The organism is Chryseobacterium herbae, assembly GCF_025154075.1.
Classification (GTDB): domain Bacteria; phylum Bacteroidota; class Bacteroidia; order Flavobacteriales; family Weeksellaceae; genus Chryseobacterium; species Chryseobacterium herbae.
The window spans coordinates 1-5,561 of sequence record NZ_JAOAMU010000010.1; the positions used below are offsets into that span (position 1 = coordinate 1).

The 5,561-nt window shown below is 46.4% G+C and carries 1 protein-coding gene, 2 tRNA genes and 3 rRNA genes; all 6 read right to left on the reverse strand.

Annotated elements, in window-relative coordinates:
* Window positions 1-28 precede the first annotated feature (28 nt).
* A 5S ribosomal RNA gene (rrf, locus tag N0B48_RS22835) occupies window positions 29-136 on the reverse strand.
* A 153-nt stretch (window positions 137-289) separates the two neighbouring features.
* Window positions 290-3,054 (reverse strand): 23S ribosomal RNA (locus N0B48_RS22840).
* Window positions 3,055-3,211: 157 nt separating this feature from the next.
* Window positions 3,212-3,285: transfer RNA gene (locus N0B48_RS22845), tRNA-Ala, on the reverse strand.
* Between the two features lie 85 nt (window positions 3,286-3,370).
* Window positions 3,371-3,444, reverse strand: a tRNA-Ile gene (locus tag N0B48_RS22850).
* 211 nt (window positions 3,445-3,655) lie between these two features.
* A 16S ribosomal RNA gene (locus N0B48_RS22855) occupies window positions 3,656-5,172 on the reverse strand.
* Together the 16S, 23S and 5S rRNA genes with 2 tRNA genes alongside form the textbook arrangement of a ribosomal RNA operon.
* 189 nt (window positions 5,173-5,361) lie before the next feature.
* On the reverse strand, window positions 5,362-5,561 hold a 200-nt coding region (locus N0B48_RS22860; RefSeq protein ID WP_259841808.1), incomplete at its 5' end, for a hypothetical protein.

A 5,561-nucleotide genomic window follows, 5' to 3' on the forward strand; every position in this document is an offset into this window, starting at 1 on the left:
ACAAAACTGTATGAGACTTTTTAATAAAAACTGGCGGCGGCCTACTCTCCCGCTTTCGCAGTACCATCGGCGCTGGTGGGCTTAACTTCTGTGTTCGGAATGGGAACAGGTGAGCCCCACCGCTAAAACCACCCTAAAGAAGGTATATAAGGTTGCAGGTTGTAGATAATAGGTGCAGGGAATACCTGCTACCTGATAACTAAGATCTGCTACCTGTTTTATATCGATAAAAACATTCACAAAGACAAAACCTTTACTGCGCATAAAAGGCCTATATATAGCAACCATAGGCTATAAATCTACGGGTAATTAGTACTACTTGGCTATGACATTACTGCCTTTACACCTATAGCCTATCAACGTCGTCATCTCCAACGACCCTTAAAAGATGTCTCATCTTGAGGCGAGTTTCGCACTTATATGCTTTCAGTGCTTATCTCTTCCAAACGTAGCTACTCAGCGGTGCTCCTGGCGGAACAACTGATACACCAGAGGTTTGTTCAATTCGGTCCTCTCGTACTAGAATCAAGCCCTCTCAAACATCTAACGCCCGCAATAGATAGAGACCGAACTGTCTCACGACGTTCTGAACCCAGCTCGCGTGCCACTTTAATGGGCGAACAGCCCAACCCTTGGGACCTTCTCCAGCCCCAGGATGTGACGAGCCGACATCGAGGTGCCGAACCTCCCCGTCGATGTGAGCTCTTGGGGGAGACTAGCCTGTTATCCCCGGAGTACCTTTTATCCTATGAGCGATGGCCCTTCCATACGGAACCACCGGATCACTATGTCCTGCTTTCGCACCTGATCGACTTGTTGGTCTCACAGTCAAGCACCCTTATGCCATTACACTCTACGCACGGTTACCAAGCGTGCTGAGGGTACCTTTGAAAGCCTCCGTTACTCTTTTGGAGGCGACCACCCCAGTCAAACTACCCACCACGCAATGTCCTTCCGTTAAGAAGTTAGGCTCCAAGTAAGTAAAGGGTGGTATTTCAACGTTGGCTCCACGAACACTAGCGTGCCCGCTTCAAAGCCTCCCACCTATCCTACACATTACTTACTCAAAGTCAATACGAAGTTATAGTAAAGGTTCACAGGGTCTTTTCGTCCCATTGCGGGTACTCGGCATCTTCACCGAGACTACAATTTCACAGAGCTCATGGTTGAGACAGTGCCCAGATCGTTACACCATTCGTGCAGGTCGGAACTTACCCGACAAGGAATTTCGCTACCTTAGGACCGTTATAGTTACGGCCGCCGTTTACTGGGGCTTCAGTTAATGCCTTCGATTTGACTCTAAGCACCTTCCTTAACCTTCCAGCACCGGGCAGGTGTCAGACCCTATACTGCATCTTTCGATTTTGCAGAGTCCTGTGTTTTTGATAAACAGTCGCCTGGGCCTCTTTACTGCGGCCAGCATTGCTGCTGGCGTCTCTTCTCCCGAAGTTACGAGACTATTTTGCCTAGTTCCTTAACCATGATTCACTCTAGCACCTTAGGATTCTCTCCTCGACTACCTGTGTCGGTTTTGGTACGGGTTGCTTCACTTCGGCTTTTCTTGGAAGCACTTTCCCTACAACAACTTCGCCCGAAGGCTAGGTCTTGACTATTCCGTCAGTCTCCAGTAAGTACGGCACTCCGTCCCCTTTTTAGTGTGAGCAAGTATGGGAATATTAACCCATTGTCCATCCACTACCCCTTTCGGGTTCGCGTTAGGTCCCGACTAACCCTCAGCTGATTAGCATGGCTGAGGAAACCTTAGTCTTTCGGTGAGCGGGTTTCTCGCCCGCTTTATCGTTACTTATGCCTACATTTTCTTTTCTATCCGCTCCACAATACCTCACGATACTGCTTCGGCGCAAATAGAATGCTCTCCTACCAGATATACCCCTAGGGTATAAATCCATAGCTTCGGTAATATGTTTATGCCCGATTATTATCCATGCCGGACCGCTCGACTAGTGAGCTGTTACGCACTCTTTAAATGAATGGCTGCTTCCAAGCCAACATCCTAGCTGTCAATGCAGTCCAACCGCGTTGCTTCAACTTAACATATATTTGGGGACCTTAGCTGTTGGTCTGGGTTCTTTCCCTCTCGGACATGGACCTTAGCACCCATGCCCTCACTGCCGTAGAACATTTATTAGCATTCGGAGTTTGTCAGGAATTGGTAGGCGATGAAACCCCCGCATCCAATCAGTAGCTCTACCTCTAATAAACTTATATACGACGCTGCACCTAAATGCATTTCGGAGAGTACGAGCTATCTCCCAGTTTGATTGGCCTTTCACCCCTACCCACAGGTCATCCGAAGACTTTTCAACGTCAACCGGTTCGGTCCTCCACTCTGTGTTACCAGAGCTTCAACCTGCCCATGGGTAGATCACAAGGTTTCGCGTCTAATCCTGCTAACTAAGCGCCCTATTCAGACTCGCTTTCGCTCCGGCTCCGGACCTTAAGTCCTTAACCTCGCTAGCAAAATTAACTCGTAGGCTCATTATGCAAAAGGCACGCCGTCACCCAACTTGTGGGCTCCGACCGCTTGTAGGCGTACGGTTTCAGGTTCTATTTCACCCTTCTATTCGAAGTGCTTTTCACCTTTCCTTCACAGTACTTGTTCACTATCGGTCTTTCAGGAGTATTTAGCCTTGGAGGATGGTCCCCCCATATTCAGACAGGATTTCACGTGTCCCGCCCTACTCATTTATCATCCAAATATGCCTTTCAAATACGGGGCTATCACCCTCTATGGCTGTTCTTTCCAGAACATTCTTTTAAACATATAAAGACTTTTGGGCTAATCCGCTTTCGCTCGCCGCTACTTACGGAATCTCTTCGATTTCTTTTCCTCCGGGTACTTAGATGTTTCAGTTCTCCGGGTTTGCTCTCTAATAAATTAGAGTGACATGTCTTCAACATGCCGGGTTGCCCCATTCGGACATCTGCGGATCAATTCGTGTGTGCCGATCCCCGCAGCTTTTCGCAGCTTACCGCGTCCTTCTTCGCCTCTGAAAGCCTAGGCATCCGCCATACGCCCTTAACGATTTCTTTCCTATTTTTTGTTACTCAAGCGCTTCTATGCGCTCGGTTTTCTCTTTGTGATATTTTTACCGTTAATGTCAATGATCTTAATGTCTTCTTTTCAGCTTGATGAACGAATATTGTTATTGGCTCTATTCGTAACTTTTAAATCAAACTTCCAAAACTGTGGAGAATAAGGGAGTCGAACCCTTGACCTCCTGCGTGCAAGGCAGGCGCTCTAGCCAGCTGAGCTAATTCCCCCTCTAGTCAGATGTTAGATGTTAGTAATTAGATATTAGTATAAACTAATCTCTAAATTCTAATTTCTAACCTCTATTTCAATTAGTAGTCTCGGGCAGGCTCGAACTGCCGACCTCTACATTATCAGTGTAGCGCTCTAACCAGCTGAGCTACGAGACTTCATTAATTCTGAATCTTGAATGATGGATTTTGAATCTAATCCAAAATTCATAATTTAAAATTCATAATCTCTCTCCCTCTGATACTAATTTCTAGTGGGTTTTGTATTTTTATAATATATAGCAACCAAATAAAAAACTAAAGCTTTTCTTTAAGCAGAATCAATGTACATTTAAGTACTAATTTTGTTTATCGTCTAAAAGACGCTCTAAAATGAGATGTTCCAGCCGCACCTTCCGGTACGGCTACCTTGTTACGACTTAGCCCTAGTTACCTGTTTTACCCTAGGCAGCTCCTATTACGGTCACCGACTTCAGGTACCCCAGACTTCCATGGCTTGACGGGCGGTGTGTACAAGGCCCGGGAACGTATTCACCGCGCCATGGCTGATGCGCGATTACTAGCGATTCCAGCTTCATAGAGTCGAGTTGCAGACTCCAATCCGAACTGAGACCAGCTTTCGAGATTCGCATCCAGTCACCTGGTAGCTGCCCTCTGTACTGGCCATTGTATTACGTGTGTGGCCCAAGGCGTAAGGGCCGTGATGATTTGACGTCATCCCCACCTTCCTCTCTACTTGCGTAGGCAGTCTCACTAGAGTCCCCAACTTAATGATGGCAACTAGTGACAGGGGTTGCGCTCGTTGCAGGACTTAACCTAACACCTCACGGCACGAGCTGACGACAACCATGCAGCACCTTGAAAAATGTCCGAAGAAAAGTCTATTTCTAAACCTGTCATTTCCCATTTAAGCCTTGGTAAGGTTCCTCGCGTATCATCGAATTAAACCACATAATCCACCGCTTGTGCGGGCCCCCGTCAATTCCTTTGAGTTTCAGACTTGCGTCCGTACTCCCCAGGTGGCTAACTTATCACTTTCGCTTAGTCTCTGAATCCGAAAACCCAAAAACGAGTTAGCATCGTTTACGGCGTGGACTACCAGGGTATCTAATCCTGTTCGCTCCCCACGCTTTCGTCCATCAGCGTCAGTTGTTGCTTAGTAACCTGCCTTCGCAATTGGTGTTCTAAGTAATATCTATGCATTTCACCGCTACACTACTTATTCCAGCTACTTCAACAACACTCAAGACTTGCAGTATCAATGGCAGTTTCACAGTTGAGCTGTGAGATTTCACCACTGACTTACAAATCCGCCTACGGACCCTTTAAACCCAATAAATCCGGATAACGCTTGCACCCTCCGTATTACCGCGGCTGCTGGCACGGAGTTAGCCGGTGCTTATTCGTATAGTACCTTCAGCTAGATACACGTATCTAGGTTTATCCCTATACAAAAGAAGTTTACAACCCATAGGGCCGTCGTCCTTCACGCGGGATGGCTGGATCAGGCTCTCACCCATTGTCCAATATTCCTCACTGCTGCCTCCCGTAGGAGTCTGGTCCGTGTCTCAGTACCAGTGTGGGGGATCACCCTCTCAGGCCCCCTAAAGATCGTAGACTTGGTGAGCCGTTACCTCACCAACTATCTAATCTTGCGCGTGCCCATCTTTATCCACCGGAGTTTTCAATATCAAGTGATGCCACTTAATATATTATGGGGTATTAATCTTCCTTTCGAAAGGCTATCCCCCTGATAAAGGCAGGTTGCACACGTGTTCCGCACCCGTGCGCCGCTCTCAGTCTCCCGAAGGAAACCTACCGCTCGGCTTGCATGTGTTAGGCCTCCCGCTAGCGTTCATCCTGAGCCAGGATCAAACTCTCCATTGTATGTTTTTCCTGACCCGCTCAAAGTTTTATTTACGCTTTAGTTTTTTCTTACTTGGTTGTATATTGTATGTCAATGATCTTTTTTCTTTCCGCAATGTATAAGGAAGCTTTTCTGTCGTTCTGTTCCTTATTTGCGGTTGCAAAAGTAATTATTTATTTTTAATCGACCAAATGTTTCCGGAGAAAATTTTAAAGTTTTTTAAGTAACCTTAATCCCTCCTTAACCTCAATCTTTACTCGCTTCTGCTCCCCGTTTAACCGGACTGCAAAGATACAAACTTTTTTGATTCCCGCAACTTTTATTTCTAAAAATTTTAAGAAGCTTTCTCGTCTACATCCCTTAAGCTCGTTTAAATTATTATGCTTATCTAAAAGCTCTTCTGTGCTAC